The organism is Halomonas sp. SS10-MC5, from assembly GCF_015992245.1.
Classification (GTDB): Bacteria; Pseudomonadota; Gammaproteobacteria; order Pseudomonadales; family Halomonadaceae; genus Halomonas; species Halomonas sulfidoxydans.
The window spans coordinates 2,514,097-2,535,653 of sequence record NZ_CP065435.1 but is presented as its reverse complement, the minus strand read 5'-3'; the positions used below and the strand labels follow the sequence as shown (position 1 = coordinate 2,535,653).

Annotated in this window: 23 protein-coding genes; 12 read left to right on the top strand and 11 right to left on the bottom strand. The window is 64.7% G+C overall.

Going from position 1 to position 21,557, the window contains the following annotated elements; translation table 11 throughout:
* Positions 1–85 precede the first annotated feature (85 nt).
* Together I4484_RS11925 and I4484_RS11920 are read right to left on the bottom strand one after the other, a co-directional pair.
* Positions 86–874 (bottom strand): universal stress protein, encoded by a 789-nt coding sequence (locus tag I4484_RS11925; protein WP_197447511.1) that lies wholly within the window; start codon positions 872–874, stop codon positions 86–88.
* On the bottom strand, positions 864–3,305 hold the full coding sequence (locus tag I4484_RS11920) for a Lon protease family protein (protein WP_234283472.1): 2,442 nt from the start codon (positions 3,303–3,305) through the stop codon (positions 864–866). The genes I4484_RS11925 and I4484_RS11920 overlap by 11 nt, the downstream gene beginning before the upstream one ends.
* Before the next feature lie 291 nt (positions 3,306–3,596).
* Here I4484_RS11920 and I4484_RS11915 point away from each other — a divergent pair, with 291 nt between their 5' ends.
* Both I4484_RS11915 and I4484_RS11910 read left to right on the top strand, forming a co-directional pair.
* A complete protein-coding gene (locus I4484_RS11915; protein WP_197447510.1) occupies positions 3,597–4,196 on the top strand; it encodes a 2-hydroxychromene-2-carboxylate isomerase in 600 nt (199 codons plus the stop codon).
* Positions 4,197–4,224: 28 nt separating this feature from the next.
* Entirely contained in the window at positions 4,225–4,962 is a 738-nt protein-coding gene (locus I4484_RS11910) for a tellurite resistance TerB family protein (RefSeq protein WP_197447509.1), read from the top strand.
* A 27-nt stretch (positions 4,963–4,989) separates the two neighbouring features.
* Here the strand turns inward: I4484_RS11910 and I4484_RS11905 are convergent, their stop codons facing one another.
* The 6 genes from I4484_RS11905 to pilB form a co-directional block, all read right to left on the bottom strand.
* Positions 4,990–5,853: a DNA replication terminus site-binding protein gene (locus I4484_RS11905; protein WP_197451020.1), complete on the bottom strand. Its 864-nt coding sequence runs from the start codon at positions 5,851–5,853 to the stop codon at positions 4,990–4,992.
* A 2-nt stretch (positions 5,854–5,855) separates the two neighbouring features.
* Positions 5,856–6,083 (bottom strand): DNA gyrase inhibitor YacG, encoded by a 228-nt coding sequence (yacG, locus tag I4484_RS11900; protein WP_197447508.1) that lies wholly within the window; start codon positions 6,081–6,083, stop codon positions 5,856–5,858.
* Between the two features lie 33 nt (positions 6,084–6,116).
* Positions 6,117–6,722 carry a dephospho-CoA kinase gene (gene coaE, locus I4484_RS11895; RefSeq protein WP_197447507.1) on the bottom strand — a complete coding sequence of 202 codons (606 nt, stop codon included), beginning with the start codon at positions 6,720–6,722 and terminating at the stop codon, positions 6,117–6,119.
* Between the two features lie 19 nt (positions 6,723–6,741).
* On the bottom strand, positions 6,742–7,572 hold the full coding sequence (locus tag I4484_RS11890) for an A24 family peptidase (protein WP_234283473.1): 831 nt from the start codon (positions 7,570–7,572) through the stop codon (positions 6,742–6,744).
* Positions 7,569–8,801 carry a type II secretion system F family protein gene (locus tag I4484_RS11885; RefSeq protein ID WP_197447506.1) on the bottom strand — a complete coding sequence of 411 codons (1,233 nt, stop codon included), beginning with the start codon at positions 8,799–8,801 and terminating at the stop codon, positions 7,569–7,571. The genes I4484_RS11890 and I4484_RS11885 overlap by 4 nt, the downstream gene beginning before the upstream one ends.
* Positions 8,802–8,915: 114 nt before the next feature.
* Entirely contained in the window at positions 8,916–10,697 is a 1,782-nt protein-coding gene (gene pilB / locus I4484_RS11880) for a type IV-A pilus assembly ATPase PilB (protein ID WP_197447505.1), read from the bottom strand.
* Between the two features lie 385 nt (positions 10,698–11,082).
* On the opposite strand from pilB, the gene I4484_RS20980 reads away from it, so the two are divergent.
* Positions 11,083–11,469 (top strand): pilin, encoded by a 387-nt coding sequence (locus I4484_RS20980; RefSeq protein ID WP_276574188.1) that lies wholly within the window; start codon positions 11,083–11,085, stop codon positions 11,467–11,469.
* Positions 11,470–11,671: 202 nt separating this feature from the next.
* Here the strand turns inward: I4484_RS20980 and I4484_RS11870 are convergent, their stop codons facing one another.
* Positions 11,672–11,896 carry a hypothetical protein gene (locus I4484_RS11870; protein ID WP_197447504.1) on the bottom strand — a complete coding sequence of 75 codons (225 nt, stop codon included), beginning with the start codon at positions 11,894–11,896 and terminating at the stop codon, positions 11,672–11,674.
* A 71-nt stretch (positions 11,897–11,967) separates the two neighbouring features.
* Between I4484_RS11870 and I4484_RS11865 the strand changes: the two genes are divergently transcribed.
* Both I4484_RS11865 and I4484_RS11860 read left to right on the top strand, forming a co-directional pair.
* Positions 11,968–12,486, top strand: coding sequence for an anti-virulence regulator CigR family protein (locus I4484_RS11865; RefSeq protein WP_197447503.1), 519 nt, complete (start codon positions 11,968–11,970; stop codon positions 12,484–12,486).
* Between the two features lie 256 nt (positions 12,487–12,742).
* On the top strand, positions 12,743–13,270 hold the full coding sequence (locus I4484_RS11860; protein WP_197447502.1) for an HPP family protein: 528 nt from the start codon (positions 12,743–12,745) through the stop codon (positions 13,268–13,270).
* Between the two features lie 38 nt (positions 13,271–13,308).
* Here I4484_RS11860 and I4484_RS11855 read toward each other — a convergent pair whose 3' ends face one another.
* Positions 13,309–14,013 carry a Crp/Fnr family transcriptional regulator gene (locus I4484_RS11855; protein ID WP_197447501.1) on the bottom strand — a complete coding sequence of 235 codons (705 nt, stop codon included), beginning with the start codon at positions 14,011–14,013 and terminating at the stop codon, positions 13,309–13,311.
* A 394-nt stretch (positions 14,014–14,407) separates the two neighbouring features.
* On the opposite strand from I4484_RS11855, the gene I4484_RS11850 reads away from it, so the two are divergent.
* Entirely contained in the window at positions 14,408–14,791 is a 384-nt protein-coding gene (locus I4484_RS11850) for a histone-like nucleoid-structuring protein, MvaT/MvaU family (RefSeq protein WP_197447500.1), read from the top strand.
* 59 nt (positions 14,792–14,850) lie between these two features.
* On the opposite strand, the gene I4484_RS11845 is transcribed toward I4484_RS11850, so the two are convergent.
* Complete coding sequence (locus I4484_RS11845) at positions 14,851–15,720, bottom strand: AraC family transcriptional regulator (RefSeq protein ID WP_197447499.1); 870 nt, start codon at positions 15,718–15,720, stop codon at positions 14,851–14,853.
* Positions 15,721–16,055: 335 nt separating this feature from the next.
* On the opposite strand from I4484_RS11845, the gene I4484_RS11840 reads away from it, so the two are divergent.
* From I4484_RS11840 to I4484_RS11815, 6 genes are all read left to right on the top strand, one after another.
* Positions 16,056–16,352 (top strand): hypothetical protein, encoded by a 297-nt coding sequence (locus tag I4484_RS11840; protein ID WP_234283474.1) that lies wholly within the window; start codon positions 16,056–16,058, stop codon positions 16,350–16,352.
* A 7-nt stretch (positions 16,353–16,359) separates the two neighbouring features.
* The gene (locus tag I4484_RS11835) at positions 16,360–16,857 is read left to right on the top strand and encodes a hypothetical protein (protein ID WP_197447498.1); all 498 of its coding nucleotides are present in this window, start codon (positions 16,360–16,362) and stop codon (positions 16,855–16,857) included.
* 419 nt (positions 16,858–17,276) lie between these two features.
* Positions 17,277–18,284: an NAD-dependent epimerase gene (locus tag I4484_RS11830; RefSeq protein ID WP_197447497.1), complete on the top strand. Its 1,008-nt coding sequence runs from the start codon at positions 17,277–17,279 to the stop codon at positions 18,282–18,284.
* A gap of 37 nt (positions 18,285–18,321) precedes the next feature.
* Positions 18,322–19,776: an MBL fold metallo-hydrolase RNA specificity domain-containing protein gene (locus tag I4484_RS11825; protein ID WP_234283475.1), complete on the top strand. Its 1,455-nt coding sequence runs from the start codon at positions 18,322–18,324 to the stop codon at positions 19,774–19,776.
* Between the two features lie 84 nt (positions 19,777–19,860).
* Entirely contained in the window at positions 19,861–21,183 is a 1,323-nt protein-coding gene (locus tag I4484_RS11820) for a UDP-glucose/GDP-mannose dehydrogenase family protein (protein ID WP_197447496.1), read from the top strand.
* Positions 21,184–21,195: 12 nt separating this feature from the next.
* Positions 21,196–21,507: an SLC13 family permease gene (locus I4484_RS11815; RefSeq protein ID WP_234283476.1), complete on the top strand. Its 312-nt coding sequence runs from the start codon at positions 21,196–21,198 to the stop codon at positions 21,505–21,507.
* Positions 21,508–21,557: the final 50 nt, after the last annotated feature.

Sequence of the window (21,557 nt, the reverse complement as noted above, 5' to 3'; positions counted from 1 at the left end):
CCGGATGGTCCGGCTCCACCACCGCCCTTGACGACATCCCGCCGGGAAGGACAGCTTGACGCCTGAGAGGCATCGGACAGTCTGCCTACGGGATGATCAGGATTGGCAGCGGCACCCGTGCCACCAGCTGTTCATCCTCCCTGAGTAGCGCTTCCAGCTCGCAGCGGCGCAGCAGCAGCCCGCCGGCACTGGCGCGGTCGAGCCCCCGTTCCAGCTCCGCGGCGTGCCGGAGGGCCAGCGGGGAGATGCCGTCGAACAGCGATGCCAGCCAGGCCGGTTGCGAGGGTACGGCGCCTTTTCGGGCCGGGTCGTCCTCGTGCGCTGCCAGCCAGCGCAGCGGGCCGCGCCGGAAGGGGTGCGCCTCGTCCCACAGCAGCACGCTGCAGGGCGCTTCCATGATAAGGCGCCGGCTGGTGGTGCCGAGCCGCTTCCCCCAGCACTCGGTGCTGCCGGCCTTGCCGAGCACCAACACATCCTCTGGTCCCGACCTGGCCAAGGCCTCGGCGGCAATCCGCCCGCGGCTGACCTCGAGCCGGTGGCGCAGTTCGCGCCCGGCCACCGCCGTGGCCAAGGCCTGCCGCACACGCCGCAGCTGGTGGGCGATGCTGGCTTCCAGGGCCTCGGGCGTGAGCGGGCGTGCCAGCCCCGACTGGGCGCCGATCTCGCAGGAGAAGGGAAAGGCGGCGCAGCGCAGCAGATCAAGGTCCTCGACGTAGAGCGCGACCAGCTCGACGTGGCGCTGGCTGGCCAGCTCTACCGCCGCGGCAAGCGCCGCCAGACTGTGGCGGGAGGCGTCAAGCAGTGCCAGTACCCGCGCCACGTCCCGGCTCGGCGCCTGGACGGCGGCGCCCTGCGGGGCATCGTCAGTGGTCATCGCTGTGCTCCTCGTCGACGCTGTCGGCGTCGCCATCCTTGCCGTTCGCCTTGTCGCTCTCCTTGCCGTTTTCCTTGATCCTGCTCTGCTTGACCGCCTGGTGAAAGGCCCCCAGGCGTTCAGCTACACGGGCGTTCAGGCTCCCGGCGGGGTAGTGGCCTTCGCTATCGCGCTCGCCGGGCGTCAATCCGGTCAGCAACGCCAGCGCCTGGTCCAGGTGTTCGATCGCATAGACGCTGAAATCGCCGGCGGCGATGGCATCGCGCACCTCGCGCTTGAGCATCAGGTGCTCGACGTTGGTGGCGGGCAGCAGCACCCCGTGGCCCTTCACGCCGCCGCGTGCCTGGCAGATGTCGAAGAAACCCTCGATCTTCTCGTTGACCCCGCCCACGGCCTGCACGCGACCGTGCTGGTCGATGGAGCCGGTTACCGCCAGGCGCTGGTCGATGCCCACCCGGGCGATGGCCGAGATCAGCACGCAGGCCTCGGCCACCGAGGCGCTGTCGCCCTCGATGCCGCCGTAGGACTGCTCGAAGGCCAGGCTGGCGGAGAGCGACAGCGGCGTATCCGGAGCATAGCGGCTGGCCAGGCAGCGCGACAGGATCATCACCGCCTTGGAATGAATGCGCCCGCCCAGGCGCGCTTCGCGCTCGATGTCGACCACATGGCCGGGCCCGGGGCGGGCGGTAGCCGTGATGCGGGTCGGCTGGCCGAAAGCGTAGTCGCCCAGGCTCATGACCGAGAGGCCATTGACCTGGCCGACCACCGCCCCTTCGAGCTGGATGGCGACGGTGCCGCGGGCAATCGCTTCGTGGCTGCGCTCATGGATGCGGCTGGCGCGCCACAGTTGCTGGGCCACCGCCTTCTCCACGTGGCGTCGCGATACCACCTTGGCGTCATCGCGCTCGGCCCAGTGGTCAGCTTCCTCCAGCAGGTCGCTCAGGGCCCGATGGCGGGCGGTGAGCTTGCCCTGATCGTCGGCCAGGCGGCTGGCGCGCTCGATTACCGCCGCCACGCCGCTGCGGTCCAGCGGGCGCAGCGCCGACTCCCGTGCCAGGGTGGCCACCATGCGGGCATAGAGTGGCTGGTTGCCGTGGTTGCGCTCGAGCTCGTCCTCCAGGTCGGCCTGCACCTTGAACAGCTCGAGGAAGTCGGGGTCGTGTTCGCACAGCAGGTAGTAGAACAGGCGCTCGCCGAGCAGCACCACCTTGAGGTCCAGCGGTATCGGCTCGGGCTCCAGCGTGGTGGTGCTGATCAGGCCATAGGCCTGCTCCAGCGATTCGGTGCGGATCTCGCCGGCGCGCAATACCCGCTTGAGTGTCTCCCAGGCGCCGGCATGCATCAGTATGGCGCGCACGTCCACCACCAGGTAGCCGCCGTTGGCACGGTGCAGGCCGCCGGCGCGAATCAGCGAGTAGTCGGTCAGCAGGGTGCCGTTGTGTACGTGGTGCTCGATGCGTCCTACCAGGTGCTGATGGGTCGGCAGGTCGAGATAGACCACCGGTGCGCCTTCGCAGCCGGTATGGTCGACCAGCAGGTTGATCGCGAAGCGGTTGAAGATCGCCTCCGGCGGCATTTCGGGTTCGTCGGCGATGAACGAATCGACGTGCAGAGCCATCGCCTCACGAATCGCGCGCAGGTGATCCAGAACACCGTCGTAGTCGGCGTAGCGCTCCTCCAGTTCGGCCAGCGGTGCGTCGATGGCGCTCTGCAGCATCTCCCCGTTCAGCGCCGAGATCTGCTCGCGCAGCTGCTTCGCCAGGCGCGGCATGTGGCGAATGGCCAGGGCCAGTTTCTTCTGCAGCACCTGCACCGTGCCTTCGATGCGCTCGCGGTCGTCCCTGTCGAGTTGCTCGTATTCCTCGGGGGGCATCATCCGCTCATCGTCGCCCGCCGGGGCGAAGGTGAATCCGTTGGGCGTCGAGAGCAGCAGGATGTCGTGCTCGCGCGCCTCGCGGCGCACCGCCTCGATGGCATCGCGCTGGCGTTCGCCCATGGCCTGCTTCAACTCATGCAGGCGGTTCTGGTACTCGTCGCCCTCGAACACGGCGGGAATGGCCGAGCGCAGCTCCTCGGCCAGCTGCTCGAGATCGGCCCGCAGCACCCGGCCCATGCCGGTGGGCAGCAGCAGGTGAAGCGGCTGCGTGGGATCGTCGAAGTTATAGCGGTAGGCGATGTCCGGCGGGGTGGCCTCGCCCCGCGAACGCTCGGCGAGGAAGCGCCCCACTAGCTGATGCTTGCCGTGCCCGGGGTGGCCCAGCACGAAGAGGTTGAAGCCGTCGCTGCGCATCGAGGTGCCGAAGTCCAGTGCATCGCGGGCGCGGGCATGGCCGCTCAGCATGTCCAGCGACTCGAGCTCGCTGGTCACTTCGAAGTCGAAGGCATCCTCGGGGCAGGCGCGGTAGACCTGCGTCACGTCCAGAGCTTTCACCAGGCATTCTCCTCAATGCTAATACAGCTCAGTATGGGGGAGAGGCGACAAGTCTGCATGATGCAGGTCAATATGACGGGCGGGGGCACACGGCGGTGAACAAGGAGACGGAATGCTAATGTGGATCGCCATAGGCATTGCCCTCGGGAGTGCCATTGGCAGTATGCTGGATAACCTACCCCTGGGCATTGGTATCGGCGTAGCGCTCGGCATCGGCTTGCACTCCGCTCGAGGCCCGAAGGAGTAGCGGCGCTGGGGTTGTCACCATCGGCTTACCAGAGAGGAGCCACCATGACCTTCACCTTCTGGTTTGAATTCGCCAGCACCTACTCCTATCCCGCCGCCATGCAGCTCGAGCACAAGGCCGCCGAGCGGGGCATCGAGGTGCGCTGGCAGCCGTTCCTGCTGGGGCCGATCTTCCAGGCCCAGGGCTGGAACGACACGCCCTTCAAGCTGTTTCCGGCCAAGGGGCGCTACATGTGGCGCGACATCGAGCGCGTGTGCGATCGCGACGGCATCCGCTTCCGCCGCCCCTCGCAGTTCCCTCGCAGCGGCCTGCTGGCGGCACGCATTGCCAACTGGCATGCCGGCGAGCCTTGGGTGCCGGCATTCGTGCGCAGCGTCTACCGCGCCAACTTCGAGCACGACGAGGAGATCGCCGACCCCCAGGTCATTGCCAACTGCCTGGCGGAACTCAAGCTCGACGCCGCGGCGCTGCTGGAGGAGGGCCAGCGCCCCGAAGCCAAGCAGGCGCTGCGTGACGCCACGGCCCGGGCCGAGGCGTTGGGCATCTTCGGCGCGCCGTTCTTCATGGCCGGCGACGAGCCGTTCTGGGGCTACGACCGCATGGAACAGGCACTGGAGTGGTATGCATCGTCAGGCGTTGCCTGACATCGATTCATTCATAGGAGAGCAGTCGATGAACGCCAGCAAGATCCTGCAACAGCTAATGCAGCAAGCCGGTGGCCAGAAGCCTGGCGGCCAGGGGCGCGGCGGCGTGGACGTGAAGGGCATGCTCGAAGGCCTGACTCGCCAGTTGGGTGGCGGGGCTTCGGGCCAGGCACCTGCCGGCGGCAGCGGCCTGGACGTCAAGAGCCTGCTGGGCGGCGGCGCCATGGGGCTGCTGGTCGGCTCCAAGCGCGGCCGCAAGCTCGGCGGCAAGGCGCTCAAGTACGGTGCGGTCGCCGCGGTCGGCGTGCTGGCCTGGAAGGCCTGGCAGAACTCGCAGGCCGCCAAGGCCGGGGGTGTGCAGGCGGCCGGCGATGCCGAGGGCGAGCGGGTCGAGGTGCTGGAAGGCGAGCTGCAGGAGCGCCGCAGCCTCGAACTGCTGCAGGCGATGATCATGGCCGCCCGCGCCGACGGGCATATCGACGCGCAGGAGCGCGAGCTGATCGCCCAGCAGATCGACGCGCTGGGCGCCGACGACGAGCTGCATCGCTGGGTCGAGCGGCAGCTCAGCGCCCCGCTGGATGCCGACGCGCTGGCGCGTCAGGCCGACTCGCCCCAGGCGGCGCGCGAGATGTACCTGATCAGCGTGGCGGTGATCGACGAGCAGAACCCCATGGAGCGGGCCTGGCTCGACCAGCTGGCCAAGGCGCTCGAACTCACGCCGGAGCTGGCCGGCGAGCTGGAACATCAGGCGCAGCAGGCGGGCTGACAGCCCAGGCGGGCGATACGGCTCGCCTCAGCGGTAGCGATAGATCCGCAGCGACGGCAGGTAGGGGTGTTCTTCCAGCTTCTCGTCGCTGCGGCGGGCTCGGGTACGGCTTGGCGGCGGCGCGGCCGGCGGCAGGTTGTGGTCGGGCAGGCGCCCGCGCGGCGCCGGCAGGAACAGCGGCAACGCCACGTTCATGGCACGCCGGCTGCGCCCGTCTTCCAGCGGCTCGCAGTAGAACAGGTTGGCGCGCATCAGCGGCGCCTGGCTCTGCACCTGGGCCAGCGGCTCGCTCGAAGGCAGGGCGGCCAGCTTGCGCAGCTGAATGCGCACGTGGGGGGCGTCGCTGTCCAGCGCCAGCAGCTTCTTCTCCACCTCGCGCACCGTGAGCCGCTTGATCGAGCGGCCGCTCGAGTACCAGGCCAGACGCACCCGGGCCACCGGCGCCTCGGCCACGGGAATGGCACGCCAGCACTGCTTGAGGTGCAGCCGGGCCAGGCCGCTGCCGCGCAGGTGGTCGTGCAACTGGGGGTGACGGAACGGCAGCACCGCCTTGGCCTCGGCCAGAAGCGGCGGATGGTTGTCGCGTATGTGTGCCAGTTGGGCGGCGAATTCGGCCTTGGTCGCGTTCACTTCGGCCACCCTGGCCATCAGGGCGTCGTCGGCGGCCACCAGGCCGACGTGGCTGCGGGTGGCGCGGCCGTCCTGGCCATCGGTGTACCAGAAGTCGAGCAGCGCGCGGCGCAGCCACTCGGTGCTGGCCTCGGCCTGGAAGGCCCAGGCCTCGGCGGGAGACGCGGCGTACGCCTCCATCAGCGCCTCGCTGCATTCGATCAACCTGTCGAAGGCGACCTCAAGTTCGGCCAGCAGCCGATAGGACGGCGCCGGGGCCAGGCTCACCGATCGTCGCCTCGATCGGCGCGGGCGAGCCACTCGTCGATATTGGTCTCGTCGAGTGCCGGCTCGCCGGCGATCCGGTGCGACTCATCGGCCCAGGCGCCCAGGTCGATCAGTTTGCAGCGCTCGCTGCAGAAGGGGCGGTAGGGGTTGGTCTCGCTCCACGCCACCTTCTTCTGGCATTGTGGGCAGGCGACGGTCAGGGGGCGTTGGTCGTGTTGGCTCATGAAACCCAAGCGGTTGGTGGCTTTCCGATCATTCTAGCGGTTCTCGGCCAACTCTCGATAGCGTCGATCGAGCTCGGCTACCTGAGCGGCGAGCGCCGCCTCGCTGCCGCTGTTGTCGATTACGTCGTCGGCGCGGGCCAGGCGTTCGCTGCGCGGCATCTGGGCGGCCAGGATGGCGCGGGCCTGCTTCTCGTCGACGTCGTCGCGGGCGGCGGTGCGGGCGAGCTGCACGCTTTCCGGCACGTCGATCACCAGGCAGCGATCGACCATCTCGCTCTGGCCCGACTCGAATAGCAGCGGCGAGACCAGCAGCACATAAGGTGCGCCTGTGCGCTGGAGGCGTTCCAGGTGGGCCAGGATCCGCTGACGGATACGCGGATGAGTGACCGATTCGAGCCACAGCCGCTGGTTCGGGTCGGCAAACACGATCTCGCGCAGCGCGCGGCGGTTCAGGCTGCCGTCCGCCTGCAAGACCTGTCCGCCGAAGCGCGCAGCGATCTCGGCCAGCGCCGGTTCGCCGGGCTCGACTACCTCGCGGGCCACGTCGTCGGCGTCCACCCAGGGAATGCCCAGCGCCGCGAAGGCCCGTGCCACGGTGCTCTTGCCGGAGGCGATGCCGCCCGTTACGCCAACGATCAAAGACGCTCTCCCACGCTTATCAAATGAAGCTGATATAGGTAGCCATCAATGGTTCGCCCACCAGCAGCGCGATCCAGCCCGAAGCGGCCAGGTAGGGGCCGAACGGCATCGGGGCGCCGCGCAGCCGGGGCAGGGCGAGCTGCACCAGGATGCCGACGATGGCGCCCACGCCGGCGGAAAGGATCAGTACCATCGGCAGGTACTGCCAGCCGAGCCAGGCACCCAGGGCCGCCAGTAGCTTGAAGTCGCCGTAGCCCATGCCCTCCTTGCCGGTCACCAGCTTGAACAGCCAGTAGACGCTCCACAGGGCAAGATAGCCTGCCATGGCCCCGATCACCGCACTGGTGAGCATCAGCGGCTGGAACAGCAACTGGTAAAGCAGCCCGGCCCACAGCAGCGGCAGGGTCATCATGTCCGGCAGCAGCTGGGTGCGCAGATCGATCACGGCCAGGGCCAGTAGCGCCAGGCAGGCGCCGAACACGAACAGGCCCTGCCAGGTGGCCCCGTAGAGCGTCAGCACGGCCAGCGCCAGGGCGGCGCCGGCCAGCTCCACCAGCGGATATTGCGGGCTGATCCGGGCCTGGCACGAGGCACAGCGACCGCGGCGCTTGAACCAGCCGATCAGCGGCAGGTTGTCGTGCCAGGCGATGGGCGTTTCACAGCGCGGGCAGAGCGAGCGCGGCACCAGCAGGTTGAACCGGGGCGTCTCCTCCTCGGGCAGTTCCAGCGCTTCGCGGGCCTCGGCCCGCCAGCCCAGCATCAGCATGACCGGGAGGCGCACGATCACCACGTTGAGGAAGCTGCCCAGGCACAGGCCCAGCACGGCCGCTAGCGGCCAAAGCACACTCACAGCACCGTGCCCAGTTCGAAGATCGGCAGGTACATGGAGACCACCAGGCCGCCGACCAGGATCCCCAGTACCACGATGATCAGCGGCTCGAGCAGCGAGGTGAGGGCGTCGACCTTGTTGTCGACCTCCTCCTCGTAGTAGTCGGCCACCCGGTTGAGCATGGCGTCCAGCGCGCCGGACTCCTCGCCGATACCGACCATCTGCACCGCCAGCGCGGGGAAGCGCTCGGTCAGGCGCATCGCGAAGTGGAGCTGCTGGCCGGTGGAGACGTCCTCGCGGATCTGCCGGGTGGCACGCTCGTAGACCAGGTTGCCGGTCGCCCCGGCGGCGATGTCCAGCGCTTCCACCATGGGCACGCCGGCGCCGTAGGTGGTGGCCAGGGTGCGGGAGTAGCGCGCCACGGCCGACTTGTCGAAGATGTCGCCTAGCACCGGCACCTTGAGCAGGAACGCATGCACGCGGTAGGCAAAGGTCGGCGAGCGCTTGATGCCCTGGCGCATCAGGTAGACGAAGGCGATCAGGCCGCCAAGCCCCCACAGCCAGTACTGCTGGGCGAACTCGGAAAGGGCGATGGTCATGCGGGTCATGGCCGGCAGTTCGGCGCCGAAGCCGTGGAACAGGCTCTCGAACTGGGGTACCACCTTGATCAGCAGCAGCGCGGTGACCCCGATCCCCACCAGGATCACCGCGATCGGATACCACAGCGCCTTCTTCACCCGGCCCTTGAGCGATTCCACCTTCTCCTTGTAGGTGGCGATCCGGTCGAGCATGCGGTCCAGTGAGCCGGAGCTCTCGCCGGCCTCCACCAGGTTGCAGAACAGGCTGTCGAAGTGCTCGGGGTGGTTGCGCAGCGCCTGGGAAAAGCTCGAGCCGGCCGCCACCTCATTCATCATCTGTTGCACCACCGCGCTCATGGCCGGCTTGCGGATACTCTCGGCGACCACCTGAAAGGCCTGCAGTACCGGCACCCCGGCGCGGATCATCGTGGCCATCTGGCGGGCAAAGAGCATGGTGTCCCTGGGCTTGATGGTGCCCATGCCGCCGGTGAGCCCGCTCTTGCGGCGGACGTTCTTGACGATGATGTTCTGGTTGGCCAGCTCGCGCTCCACCTCGAACTTCTCGGCGGCCACTATCTCGCCGCTGACCAGGCGCCCGCCGGGACCCTTGCCCGTCCAGCGCCAGCGGTAAAGCTTGAGCTTCCTTGGCGCTCTCGCCGTTTTGGTTGCCATAGATTCCCTGCTGCAGTTTCGATGGTAGGTTTTTCTTTCCCTTATTATCGGATCAAGTGTGCCTGACTTAAGCGTTCTTCATTGAGTTACAAAGCAATAAGATGCAGCAATTTGTTAATCCTTCGTGACCCGATTGACCTCGGTCAGGCTAGTGATGCCCTGCATCACCTTCAACAGCCCGCTGCGGCGCAGGTCCGGGTGGCCCTCCTGGCGCGCCAGGCTGTCGAAATCCATCGAATTGCCGTTGCGCATGATCAACTGGCTCATGGCGTTGCTGATCGGTACCACTTCATAGATGCCCACACGCCCCTTGTAGCCGTGGGTGCAGTGCTTGCAGCCTACGGCTTCGTACACCGTGGCACTATTCACCTCCTGTTCGGTGAAGCCCTCCTGCAGCAGCGCCTCGCGGGGCAGCTCGGCCTCCTGGCGGCAGTGCTTGCACAGCCGCCGGGCCAGGCGCTGGGCGATGATCAGGCTCACGGAGCTGGCGATGTTGAACGGCGGCACGCCCATGTTGGCCAGCCGGGTCAGGGTCTCCGCGGCGGAGTTGGTGTGCACCGTGGAGAGCACCAGGTGGCCGGTCTGCGATGCCTTGACGGCGATCTCGGCGGTCTCGAGGTCGCGGATCTCACCCACCATCACCACGTCCGGGTCCTGGCGCAGGAAGGCGCGCAGCGCGCTGGCGAAGTCGAGCCCGATCTTGGGCAGCACGTTGACCTGGTTGACCCCGGGCACCTTGATCTCGACCGGGTCCTCGGCGGTACAGATGTTACGCTGCACCTCGTTGAGGATGTTCAGGCCGGTATAGAGCGTCACCGTCTTGCCGCTGCCGGTAGGGCCGGTGACCAGAATCATGCCCTGGGGGTGGTCCAGCACGCCTTCGTAGAGTGCGCGCTGCTCCGGCGTGAAGCCCAGCGCATCGATGCCGATCTGCGCCGAGGTGGGGTCGAGGATACGCAGCACGATCTTTTCGCCGTACACGGTCGGCAGCGAGTTCACGCGGAAGTCGATCGAGCGGGTCTTCGAAACCTTCAGCTTGATCGCGCCGTCCTGCGGCAGGCGGCGCTCGGAAATGTCCAGCCGCGCCATCACCTTCAGGCGCGCGGCAATTCGCGATCGCATGGCGAAGGGCGGGCGAGCCGCCTCCATCAACATGCCATCCACGCGCATGCGCACCCGGTAACTGGTCTCGTAGGGCTCGAAATGGATGTCCGAAGCGCCGCGGCGTATGGCATCCAGCAGGATCTTGTTGACGAACTTGACGATCGGCGCATCGTCGGCACCGCTCTGGGCGGCGTCGATGGCGCGCTCGTCGCTGATGTCGACGCCATCCTCGAATTCCAGCTCGCTGACCGCATCGTCCACGCCGGCCAGCTCGTTCATCATGCTCGAGTCGTGCTGGGCCAGGTAGGCCTCGAGCACCGGCATCAGTTGATCCACCGGGCAGAGCACGGCCTCGATGCTCAGCCCGGTGGCGAACTGTAGCTCATCGAGCAGGGCCAGGGTGGAGGGGAAGGGCACCGCCACGGTCAGACGGTGGCTGCGGCGGCTGAGCGGCACGACACACAGCTTGCGCAGCAGCTTCTCGGGGTACTCACTGGCCGGAGGCAGGCTCGCCAGGCGCAGCGCGTCCAGGTCCACCAGCGGCAGGCCGTACTCCCATGCCGCGCACAGCGTGCCCTGGCGGGCCGTGACCAGGCCGGTGTCGATCACATGCTGCAGCAGGCTGGTTTCCGCCTCGCGCGCCTCGTGCTCGGCCCGCTCGGCGGCCGCACGGGACAGCAGCTCGTACTCCACCAGCCGGCGAGTGAAACCGCGCAGCCCCTCGGTATCGGCCGCACGCTGCTGGCTGGCTGTCTCATGAGCACCGACCGGTGCCGTTCGATAGTCGTTCATGGCGCCTCAGGCACAGGCCCGCAAGGGCGGTGAGCGATAGGGTACCCCGCATTCTAGACCGTTGGTATGCTTCGTCACAGCAAGCTGACAAACGCCACGCCAACTGGTATTAACTTCGTCATGGCTTATGCTGAAGTAAACTTCCTACCTACGTAGGTAGCGCTTGCGGTACTGAGGCTGAGTCATCTAATGTTAGCGCAAGGCTCTCGATAGCCGCGAAGAAGGGCGCGAACTCAGGCAGTTACGCAAAAAGCTTGAGAAGGCCCTGCAAGGGGACAGGCAAGGCCCACGGGCCGAGCCACGACATGGCGGTGATCGAGCCGCAGGTGCAATCGCCCAGGGCTGAACGCAGCCACCGGGCACCACAGAGCAGGGGACGACTGCGATGAACGTGAAAGAATTGATGAAAAAACGAGCAGCCGCCAAACAGGGACAGGGCGGTTTCACCTTGATCGAACTGCTGATCGTCGTGGCGATCATAGGTGTGCTAGCAGCTATTGCGATACCGCAGTATTCAGCTTATCAGGAGCGGGCTGCTCGTGGGGCTTGTTTGGCAGAGGCGCGAGGATACCTTACTGAAGCAGAGCTGATCTTGATTGGCGAAGCGAATGCGGGTGATGTCACTGTTCGTGAAAGTGCATGTAGTGATATTGATCTTGCCACCACGGCTGGCTCTGTAGTGGCAGAGGTTACACTACCAGATGGGTCTACTGAGTCTATTACGTTGAGTTCAGCTGATCCAAATGGTGAAACTGGCGGTGGTTGGCAGTAATTTGTCGGGCCGGCATTTGCCGGCCTTTTTGTTGAAGTCTTCAATCAGAGCGCATACTTCCGGACCCACGGTTGCTGTTGGTGGCGTTGGGGTGTCGGATCAGCTTTATCCTTTACCTGCGGTACTAACCAAAGCGTGACGCTAACGCCCATACTGGACAAAGAATCCGAAGGCTTTTGGCGCAACATACCAACCAGATCACTCAGTGAACGATAGAGCCCAGCCGCCATTGCGGCGGTAAGGCTTCTTCCCACGCCATGACGTGCCAGGTGCACAGTGCCTTGGCATAGAGCAGCAGATAAGAGATGTCTTGCACCTTGAGGGCGCTCTCCTGCATCCGGCTGCCATCCTGGTTCAGCAGGAAACGGACGCCGGCCTGCCCAGCCCATCCTTTAGATTCGTAAATCTCCGCGCCGAAACATGACATTTCGTTGCACGTTGATTGCGCATTCCTCTCCTAGGCTGGAAAGGTGAGCCAATCTGCCAAGGAGTGTCACCATGTCGCATGCCAAGCGAATTCTCCTGACGAGCGTGGCGGTGCTGGTTCTGGCCTCGACGCAGGCCCAGGCGCAGCCGGGCGATAACCGCGGCCAGGGGCAGGGCCAGGGAAAAGGGCAGGAGCAGCGGGAAGCGCCGGCCCAGCCGGGGCGGGGCCAGGGCGAGCCAGGGCGGGGGGCGAGCGAAGGTAACGACTGGCGCGGCGAGGGGCGGGATGAGAGCCGCGCTGTTGCCGACGGCCCGCGCTTCGACGAGCGCGAAATCCGCCGCCTGCTGATCGAGCGTCGCGACTGGATCGAGATCGACCGCGGTGCCGAGAGCCTGCCACCCGGCGTGCGCATGAACCTGGAGCGTGGCAAGCCGCTGCCTCCCGGCATCGCCATGCAGCTGGACGAGCGCCTGCTGCGCGACCTGCCGCACTACGACGGCTACGAATGGCGCCGGGTCGGCCCCGACGTCGTCCTGGTGGACGCCGCCAACGCTATCGTCTACGAGATCCTGCGCGACATCTTTTACTGATTCTCGTACATGCATGCCTGGCCGTGCTCGTCTTGGCGTTATGCAAGCCATCGCCCTGGCATGCCGCGCCAGGGCGATGTGCATTGCTGCACAGGCCGGTGGGCGGCAGCTCAGCCTCGAGCCGGTTCCCTTCCTGTCGAGCGGTAAAAACTGACCCCGGTCAACGGATTGGCATGTTCTTATAAAAAAACTTGCCTTCACATTTGTGGTGCGCTCTGAGAGACTCCTGCACCTATTTTGTGCAAACCGAAGGCAGATGAAGACTTACCTCAGCAAGATGCGCGCCGAACGAACCCGAGCCCCCAGCCCCGATTGGCAGGATGCTCTGTGGTCGTGGTTCGGCGCCTTCCTCGGCATGGGGGCCATCTGCTGGCTGAATGCGCACTGGCTCTCTCACCATCTCTTGATCGTGGCCTCCTTCGGCGCCACCTCGGTGTTGCTCTACGCCGCGCCCGAGAGCCCTTTCGCCCAGCCGCGCAACGTCCTGTTCGGTAGCATGCTCTCTGCCTTGGTGGGGGTGGCTTGCTTCAAGCTGCTGGGCAGTACGGCACTGGCGGTAACGCTTGCCGTATCGCTCTCGGTGCTTGCCATGCAGCTCACCCACACCGTGCATCCGCCGGGTGCCGCCGCGGCACTGGGTGCCGTGATCGGCGGCGAGACCATTGCCACCTTGGGTTGGTGGTATCCCCTGATGCCGATCGGCATTGGCTGTGGCGTCATGCTGGTAGTGGCGATTCTGGTCAATAACCTGGCCCGCCATCGGCGTTACCCAAGTTACTGGTAAAGGCTGAAACGACGGTTGGCGGGTTAGGGGGGGCTTGCTCAAGAGGACAGTTCAAGATCGTCTTGCCTGAAATCGCCCAGTGTGGCCAGGCCGCGCCAGTTCTTGATCCGGATCTGCTTGTGGTCGCAATTCTCTATCAGCCCCTTGCGCTTGATCTTGCTGATCGAGCGGCTGACGTGAACGCTGGAAAGGCCCAGAACGTCGGATATCTCGGTTTGCGTCAGTGGAAAGAAGTAGCGGCCCCGGTAGGTGAGTCCGGCGGCATGAGAGCGGGCATAGCATTCGCACAATAAATTGGCGATGCGCCCCTCGGCGCTGCGTGCCGAGACATTGATGATCCAGTTCAGCGCCGTACTGTGGCTGATATGGCCCGAGGCCCTAAACAGGCGAAGTATTCTGGGGCGCTCGAACAATCGCTCTGCACCCGCCGGATCTATGGTAGTGAAGCGCAGCGGCGTTATGGCCTTGATGGAAAACTCCAGGCGGGCGTGCAGGCCCTGGCCATTGTCACTGATATCGCCGGGCAGCAACAACGAGGTTATGGGTTCGCTGCCGTCGCGCAGCATCCTGTAGCGGCAGGCCCAACCCTTCTCGATCAGGTGCAGGCACTTCAGCGTCTCGCCCTCGCGGGCCAGGTGGCTGCCTTTCTTCACCTCCTGGGCCGGGCCGACGTAGCTATCGAAAATTCGCTTGTCTTCGGAGCATAAGTCGTTGCGTGCCTTGAAATTATGGAACAAGTACATGACATCCCTTTCGTCGTATCCGCGATCGAACCTGCTTCAACGTGCCTAGTGAGTGTAACAAAGGGAGTGAGGTGTACAAATTTCTAAATTAGGTTATGCTTATTCATTCTGTGTGCTCATGGTCACATCACCCTCGGGCCAATTTACAACTCTCGGCGAGAGGCGCACCGGCTGGAATCTATGCTCGTATTATCTTGCTGACTTCAAGAGAGCTGTTTCAGTTCGAGAACGCTGTGGTAACGAGGGATTGCTTGCCTGCAGTGCTAATCGTTTTTCTATTTGACGCAGCCGATGAGAGTCGGCTAAAAATAACCTCAAGTATTGTCATTTTGTTCGAGTTGTTGTATTCATAGGCGGCATTCCAAAACATCCTCCCATTGCAAGGACCGTGTATATGTCTCTTCTCAGCGAATTCATGCAGAAAGAACAGCAGCTCAAGCAGCTTCAGGCTGAAATGGAGCGGCTGCAGAACGATGAGCGACTGAAAGCTGAGCTGGAATTCAAGGACAAGCTTGAAGCGTTGATGCGTGAGTTCAACAAGAGCTCCGCCGATGTAATCGGCCTGCTCGAGCCAAAGGGCGGCAAGTCTGCACCGGCGGCCAAGGCAGCGGCAACTTCCAGCACCGGGCGGCGCAAGCGCAAACTGAAGATCTACAAGAACCCGAAGACCGGCGAAGTGGTGGAAACCCGCGGCGGCAACCAGAAGACACTCAAGGCGTGGAAGGACGAGTTCGGCTCCGACACCGTCGAAGGCTGGCTGGTTCGAGTCGAGTCCTGATTCCCAGGCAGGTTCGAGCGGAAGAGGGCGCCGCCAGCTGCGCGGCCCCTCGTTTCGGTTCAGGCCTGCTGAACGGGAAGCCTGACCAGCACGCCTTTCTCGTTCCATTCCACCTGAACGGCATCGCCGCTGGCGTGAAGCCCCTGTTCGGGAAGGCATTCGCAGACCAGATACTGAACCACGTCCGGAATTTCCTCCAGCGACCCCAGTTCCACGCTAGCCTGCTGCTGGGCCGGCAGGTTCAGCAGGCGAAAGGAAGCGGGTATCGCAATTCCCGGGGCTTCGTTGCGATCGACGAGTGGCCCGACGTCAATGCGTTCCATGTCGCTCGGGAGCGGAATGTTGTGCAGCAGGGCGATGGTTTGCCCTTGGCGCAAGCGATCCGGAAGGCTCTCAACGCCCTTGGCGTATTGGGTCCACTTCCGCAGCACCCCGAGCGGGTGGCCGCGCTCCTTTCGGTATAGACGCGTCACCAGGGCCTGGCGCGCCGGCGCCCAGCGGATTTCATGATGGGGTGGGTCACCGCCATGCCCCTGGCAAAAGGGGTTGTGGTGAAGTTTCAATCGCAACGCCTGGCGGTATTGGCGTGGAGTTTGATTGTGGTATCGTTGGAAGGCACGGCTGAAAGCGGAATGATTTCGATAGCCACACCGGGTTGCAATAGACTGAATAGAGAAAGGGGTAAACGCCAGCAGGCGCGCCGCCTTCTCCAGCCGCAGACTATCGCGATAAGCGCTAGGGGACAGACCAAAGCATTGCTTGAACCTGCGCCGGACCTGTGAGGTCGAGTAACCGAGTCGGCTGGCGAGGTCTTCTATTCCCTGCTGGCTATCCAAATGGTCCTGCAGCCAGATCTCTGCCCGCATCATCTCGTTAAACATAACTGTCCCTTGCTCGAAGCGCAGCAAAATGAAGGTTGCTGCATCCATTAACAAACGCTGATGCTACCGATGGCGCCTGGAAATGCCAGGCAGGCATAACGCCATCGATTTTTATGGTTTTTGTGCGTCTCTTTATGCGCTTTCGCGGGAGGCAAAGGCAAGTTTGGTTAACGGATTTGACCGTTTGTGCATAATAGTAGCAAGGTGCGATACGGTGCTCCTTTGCGTGAGCCCATGTGTCTTATCAGTTTAGCGTACTGGCCGACCTTCGCTACTCGGTGCGTTGGCGGTATACTCGGCCCCACAACCATCGGGTGCCGCCCACGTGTGAGGACAGCCAATTGCGCTGCTCCAACCAGGTACTTGAGCAATCACGGATAACGATGAGAAACCAGAAGCCCAACCGATCGATGGATGAGCGCGAGAAGCTGCGCAAGTTTCGTGAACTTGACGATGCCTTCGCCCAGGCACTGCGCGAGCTGGAAAAACCCAGTTCCCGTCTCGATATTCCCACCGGGCCGCCGGTGCGCAGCTTGGCGGAGCTGGAAGCGGAAGAGCAGCAGCAACGCCAGCAGGCGTTCGAAACGCGGCTCCAGTCTCTGATGAAGGAGTACGCCCAGCCCAGGGAGAGCGTGGCCGACCTGCTGCGCACTCTGCACACGCTCGGCCATATCGCCTGATTCACCCATGACCGACCTATCTGCGCCGATGACCTATCTGCTGGTGATGGGCAGCGTGGCGCTGTCCGTGTTGTTCACGCTCGGTTGGGCGTTTTCACGCCTGCTGCGCTGGCTGGCCGCCGGCCTGCCGTTGGGTGGCGGCAAGGCCGGGCGCAAGCCCGCCAAGCGCAGTGGCGCGACGCGTCAAGCCGGTGCGGCCAAGGCCTCTCGCAGTGCCAACGCCGGCAGCAGGCGCAAGGCCAAGGCCAAGGCTGGCGCCAAGCCGCCCAGCGAGCCCTGGGCCCTCACCCGACGCCTGGCCGAGTGGCGCTCCAGCATCGCCATGGCGCTGGTGGCGGCGCCCACGTATCTCGTCGCCCGTCTTGTCGAACACGGCATGAGTTTTCGTCCGCCGCATAACGTGCCCAGCGGCTTTACCACGCTGGTGATCGTCCTTGGCTGGCTGGCCGCGGGCCTGATTCTGCTCGCACTTCTCCATCGGCTGGCCGTCTGGCGCTGTCGTTGATGAAACGTTGCTGAGAGCTCTTCTCGGTAAACAGTGCTACGGGCCGTCATATTTTCGTAAGAAGCAAACAAGCATCTGACGATTCAGCACTATTTAGCCCTTATTCCGCGGTAGAGCATCGCCTCCGAGTGCCGTAGAATTGCGTCATTCCAATAACGATACCCGGCAGGGGCCTGAAAGCGCGGCTTTCATGTCGAGCTTCAGGAAGCCGAGCGATGGCTCGGCGGCGGACCGTGAGCAGCCGCGACCAGGGCTGGACCATGCCCTGGGGCTCGCCGTAGTCATTGACGCTACGCTTCCGTTCCCGATCCGGTATCGCTACGCAGCAGGGCCAGGGAACCGCCCGGAACAATCCCCGGGCGGTAGCGTGCCTGAACGGTGGCGGCCCATTCTCTACCCCACGCAAGGGAACGAACCGAGTGAAACTGCTGATCACCGGCATCGCCGGCTTCGTCGGCCACGCCGTGGCCAAGCGCCTGAGCGGGCTTGGCCACGAGATCGTCGGTATCGACAACCTCAACACCTACTACGACGTCTCGCTCAAGCAGGCGCGCCTGCACGACCTGGCCGACCGCCACGACGTTCGCTTCATCCACATGGACCTGGGCGACCGCGAGGCCATGGCCGCGCTGTTCCGCGAGAACGAGTTCGACCGGGTGATCCATCTGGCCGCCCAGGCCGGGGTGCGCTATTCGCTGGACAACCCCCATGTCTACGCCGACTCCAACCTGATCGGCCACCTCAACGTGCTGGAAGGGTGCCGGCAGCACAAGGTGGGGCACCTGGTCTACGCCTCCTCGAGCTCGGTCTACGGCATGAACGCCAAGACCCCGTTCGCCACCAGCGACAGCGTGGATCACCCCGTCAGCCTCTACGCGGCCACCAAGAAGGCCAACGAGCTGATGAGCCACACCTACGCGCACCTCTACGGCGTGCCGATGACCGGGCTGCGTTTCTTCACCGTCTATGGCCCCTGGGGCCGGCCCGACATGGCCATCTTCAAGTTCGTCAAGGCGATGTTCGAAGGCAAGCCGATCCAGGTCTACAACCACGGCGACATGTCGCGGGACTTCACCTACGTCGATGACATCGTCGAAGGCATCGTGCGCATCCTGGATGTCATCCCGCAGCCCAACCCCGACCGCGCCGCCGCCACTGCCCGGCCGGACCAGAGCACGGCGCCCTTTGCGCTCTACAACATCGGCTACGGCGCGCCGGTCTCGCTGATGAGCTTCATCCGCGCGCTGGAAGCCGCCACCGGGCGCGAGGCCATCTGCGAGTACCTGCCCATGCAGCCCGGCGACGTGCCGCGCACCTGGGCCGACACCGAAGCGCTGCTCAAGGCCACCGGCTACCGCCCCAAGGTGAGCGTGGAAGAGGGCGTGAAGCGCTTCGTCGAGTGGTACCGCGGGTTTTATGGCGTTTAATTTTTAAAGCTCAAAATAATAAGTAAGGGATGACTTCTTGAACATCGTTCATCACGGCGGCGGGGCGGGCGTGACCGGCAGCTGCCACCGCCTGCAGATCGCGGCGGATCGGGCCCTGCTCGTCGACTGCGGCATCTTCCAGGGGCAGGATGCCGAGCGCGTCGACAGCCTCGAGCAGCACGCCGTGCGCTTCCCGGTGGACGACGTGCTGGCGCTGGTGGTCACCCACGTGCACATCGACCACATCGGCCGGCTGCCCTACCTGCTGGCGGCAGGCTACCAGGGGCCGATCCTCTGTTCGGTGCCCTCGGCTCGGCTGCTGCCCTTGGTGATCGAAGACGCGCTCAAGATTGGCTTCACCCGTGACCGGCACTTGATCGAGCGTTTCCTGACCGAAGTGCAGGGACGGCTGGTAGCGCTGGATTACCAGACCTGGCACACCGTGCTCGACGACGAGCGCCACCACGTGCGGCTCAAGCTACAGCGCGCCGGGCACATCCTCGGCTCCGCCTACGTGGAAGTGGATACGCTGGAGAAAGCAAGCGGTCAAGCTCAGCGCACCGTCTTTTCCGGCGACCTGGGCGCGCCCTACGCGCCGCTGCTGCCGGCACCCAAGCCGCCGTACCGTGCCGACGTGCTGGTGCTCGAGAGCACCTACGGCGACCGCCTGCACGAGGACCGGCGCCACCGCCGCGAGCGATTGAAAGCCGCCATCGACAGGGCGCTTGCCAACGGCGGCACGGTAGTGATCCCCGCCTTCAGCGTGGGCCGCACCCAGGAACTGCTCTACGAGCTGGAAGGGCTGATCCATAACGCCCGCAACGAGCGCTGGCGCGAGCTCGAAATCATCGTCGACTCCCCCCTGGCCGCCCGCTTCACCGAGGTATACCGCGAACTCAAGCCGTGGTGGGACGCCGAAGCGCACAAGACACTGCGCAGTGGCCGCCATCCGCTCAGCTTCGAAAATCTCTACACCGTGGACAGCCACCAGGAACACGAGCAGACCGTCGCCTACCTGGCCGAGAGCGGCCGGCCGGCCGTGGTCATCGCCGCCAGCGGCATGGCCAGCGGCGGCAGGGTGGTGAACTACCTCCAGCGCATGCTCGGCGACGAACGCCACTGCGTGCTGTTCACCGGCTACCAGGCCCACGGCACCCCCGGCCGCGACATTCAGCGCTACGGCCCGAAGGGCGGCTGGGTCATGCTCGACGGCCAGCGCATCGACATTCGCGCCCGGGTGGAAGCCGTGAGCGGCTACTCGGCCCACGCCGACCAGCATGACCTGCTCAACTTCGTGCGCCGCATGCGCCACCCGCCGCGGGAAGTGCGCCTGGTGCACGGCGACCCCCACGCCCAGGCCGCGCTCAAGGCCAAGCTGCAGGAGTGGGCCGAAGGGGCAGGGCATGAGATGAGAGTCACCTTGGGTGGCGATTATCTCACCCCTGATGAAACAGGCGCTGCGAAGGGTACACTCGCACCGGCCACGGCGTGAGCAGAGCCGCGCACAGATTCAAGGTAGCGGGAACATCATTGCCCGCTATATCTCTTAGAGAAGAGCGTACATAAAGGAACGGCAATGAACGTTACCGTATTCGGAACCGGCTATGTGGGTCTGGTGCAAGGGGCCGTGCTGGCCGACGTGGGCCATCACGTGGTTTGCGTGGACGTGGATGCCGCCAAGGTGGAGCGCCTGAGCAAGGGCGAGATTCCCATCTACGAGCCGGGCCTGGAGCCGCTGGTGAAGGAGAACCATGCCGCCGGCAGGCTCAAGTTCACCACCGATGCCGCCGAAGGCGTCAAGCACGGCCAGGTGCAGTTCATTGCCGTGGGCACCCCGCCGGACGAAGACGGCAGCGCCGACCTCAAGTACGTGCTGGCCGTGGCCGAGACCATCGCCCAGCACATGGAGCGCGACCAGGTCATCATCAACAAGTCCACCGTGCCGGTGGGCACCGCCGACAAGGTGCGCGACAAGGTGGATCACGTGCTGGAAGCCCGCGGGCGCAAGGACCTGCGCTTCGACGTGGTCTCCAACCCGGAATTCCTGAAAGAGGGCAGCGCGGTCAGCGACTGCCAGCGGCCCGACCGCATCATCATCGGCACCTCCAGCCGGGTGGCGGAAGACATGCTGCGCGAACTCTACGCGCCGTTCAGCCGCCAGCAGGACAAGATGATCGTCATGGACGTGCGTAGCGCCGAGCTGACCAAGTACGCCGCTAACTGCATGCTGGCCACCAAGATCAGCTTCATGAACGAAATGGCCAACCTGGCCGAGCGCCTCGGGGCGGACATCGAAATGGTGCGCCAGGGCATCGGTTCCGACCCGCGCATCGGCTACCACTTCATTTATCCCGGCGTGGGTTACGGCGGCTCCTGTTTCCCCAAGGACGTGCAGGCACTGATTCGCACTTCCGACGCCATCGACTTTGATGCCAAGGTGCTCAAGGCGGTGGAAGCGCGCAACGAGGAACAGAAGACCACCCTGTTCCAGAAGATCCACAAGCACTACCAGGGCAACCTGAAAGACAAGACCTTCGCCATCTGGGGCCTGGCCTTCAAGCCCAACACCGACGACATGCGCGAAGCCCCCAGCCGCGTGCTGATGGAAGCGTTGTGGGAGGCGGGTGCCAAGGTGCAGGCCTTTGACCCGGAAGCCATGGAAGAGGCCCAGCGAATCTACGGCAACCGCGATGACCTCTCCCTGTGCGGTACCAAGGAAGCCACCCTGCGCGGCGCCGATGCCCTGGTGATCGTCACTGAATGGCAGAGCTTCCGCGCGCCGGATTTCGAACTGATCAAGCAGCAGCTCAGCGAGCCGCTGATCTTCGATGGGCGCAACATGTTCGAGCCGAAGCGGATGGCGATCAAGGGCATCAGCTACCTATCCATCGGGCGGTAAGCAGCATCCTTGATGCCATTTGAAGCGCTGTTCACGTTAGCCATCGTCGTATCGGTACTGATTGCCCTGGCTTTGAGCCGGGTCGCCCCGGATACGATCCTGATGGCGGCCCTGGCCGCCCTTATCATCTCGGGAATCCTGACGCCAGGCGAGGCCCTGGCCGGGTTTGGCAACCCTGGCGTCATGACCATCGCCGTGCTCTACGTCGTGGCAGCAGGATTGAAGGAGACCGGCGCCATCCAGTGGCTGGCGCACCGCCTGCTGGGCCAGCCGCAGCGTCTGCGGCAAGCACAGCTCCGTGTCTTGCTACCGGCATCGGGCTGAGCGCCTTCATGAACAACACCATCGTGGTGGCCATGTTCATTCCGGCCATC